At 61.8% G+C, this 1,846-nt stretch carries 2 protein-coding genes; both read right to left on the bottom strand.

Annotated features, from left to right (window positions below; genetic code table 11):
* Window positions 1-190: 190 nt before the first annotated feature.
* The gene (nspC, locus tag AXF19_RS08935) at window positions 191-1,330 is read right to left on the bottom strand and encodes a carboxynorspermidine decarboxylase (RefSeq protein WP_066847863.1); all 1,140 of its coding nucleotides are present in this window, start codon (window positions 1,328-1,330) and stop codon (window positions 191-193) included.
* Window positions 1,330-1,846 (bottom strand): saccharopine dehydrogenase family protein (locus AXF19_RS08930; protein ID WP_272481861.1); only part of this gene is annotated, 517 nt, incomplete at its 5' end. The genes AXF19_RS08930 and nspC, both read right to left, overlap by 1 nt.

The following is a 1,846-nucleotide window of genomic DNA, read 5'->3' as shown; positions in this document are numbered from 1 at the left end:
CTTTCGGCTCACTGCGTTCGCCACTTCCCCCGTTGCGACGGGGGAAGCTAATATGCCATAACGAAAAGCCTCCCCCGTGCGACACGGGGGAGGGGGACCGCAAAGCGGTGGTAGGGGCGCCTTGAGCGCTAACACGAACAGGGGCTGTTGTACGGAGTCAAAACAACTTCGTGCAACAGCCCCTCCAAAGTCAAAGCCTCATCTTAAAATCGTCATAACCGAACTCACGAACGACCTCCCAATCACCGCTCGGTGAAACGGCGATGATGTTCGGCAGCGGCATGCCGTTGAACGTATTGTTCTTCACCATCGTATAGATCGCCATGTCGCCGAAGACGATGCGGTCGCCGAAGCGCAGCTCCGCATCGAAGGAATATGTGCCGATCGTATCACCTGCAAGGCAGGTCGGGCCTGCGAGCGTATAGGTGTGCGCCTTCTCCCCCGCCTCGCCTGCACCAATGACGGGCGGACGGTACGGCATCTCGATGACATCGGGCATATGGCAGGTCGCAGACGTGTTCAGTATGACATTGCCGCCCGTCTGCACCTCAAGCACCTCGGCGACGAGGAAGCCCGCGTTGAGCGCGACTGCCTCGCCCGGCTCGAGATAGACCGCCACGTCATAGGTCTCCTGCACATGGCGGATCAGCCGCTTCAGCAGCGCGATGTCATATCCCTCGCGCGTGATGTGATGCCCGCCGCCAAAGTTCAGCCACTTCATGCCGTGCAGGTATTTCCCGAATTTCTCCTCGACGGCTGCAAGCGTCGCCTCGAGCGCATCCGCGCCCTGCTCGCAGAGCGTGTGAAAGTGCAGCCCGTCGAGTCCGTCGAGCAGATCCGCGCGGAAGTCCGCAATCCTGACGCCGAGGCGCGAGCCCGGCGCGCACGGGTCGTAGATTGCGTGCTCCTGCGTCGAGCGCTCGGGGTTGATGCGGATGCCGCAGGACGCGCCCTGCGCCCGCGCCACCGCGCCGAAGCGCTCCCACTGGGCGAATGAGTTGAAGATGATGTGGTCGCAGATCGCCGCGAGCTGATCGATCTCCTCCGCATCGTAGGCGGGCTTGAAGACATGGTTCTCCTTCCCCATCTCCTCCTGCGAGAGCCGCGCCTCGTAGATGCCGCTCGCCGTCGTTCCCGCGAGGTAACGCCCGATCAGCGGATAGTAGTGATACATGGAGAAGCATTTCTGTGCGAGGAGCACCTTTGCGCCCGTATCCTGCGCGATCTCCGCGAGGATCTTCAGATTTTGCTCGAGCAGCTCCTCATAGACGAGGTAGGAGGGCGTTGGGACTATGCCCCACTCCGCCCGCCATGCCGCGCGCGCCGCCATCAGTCCACCAGTACGGGGCTGTGGCTCTCCTGCCACGGCAGCCCCCAGACGTTCAGCGCGTCCATGAACGGATCGGGATCGAACTCCTCGACGTTGAACACGCCGGGACGCCGCCACTTGCCCGTCATCACCATCATCGCGCCGATCATCGCGGGCACGCCCGTCGTGTAGGCAACCGCCTGCGAGCCGACCTCGGCGTAGCACTTTTCATGGTCGCAGACATTGTAGAGGTAGTAGTTCTTCTCTTTTCCGTCCTTCTTCCCACGGAAGATGCAGCCGATATTCGTCTTGCCCTTCGTGCGCGGGCCGAGGCTCGCGGGGTCCGGCAGCACTGCCTTCAGGAACTGCAGCGGGATGATCTTGTGCCCCTCGAAGTCGATCGGCTCGATGGAGGTCATGCCGACGTTCTCCAAGCAGCGCAGATGCGTGAGATAGCTCTCGCCGAACGTCATAAAGAAGCGGATGCGCTTGATGCCTTTGATATTTTTCGCGAGCGACCCGAGTTCCTCGTGGTGC

The sequence above is a fragment of the Selenomonas sp. oral taxon 126 genome (genome assembly GCF_001683335.1).
Classification (GTDB): Bacteria; Bacillota; Negativicutes; order Selenomonadales; family Selenomonadaceae; genus Centipeda.
The sequence above is the reverse complement of the archived record's forward strand: the minus strand, read 5'-3'. Positions and strand labels throughout refer to the sequence as shown.

What these genes read in the sequence shown, in the direction of transcription:
- nspC (WP_066847863.1), bottom strand. Translation starts at nt 1,330, where the DNA reads ATGGCGGCGCGCGCGGCATGGCGGGCGGAGTGGGGCATAGTCCCAACG.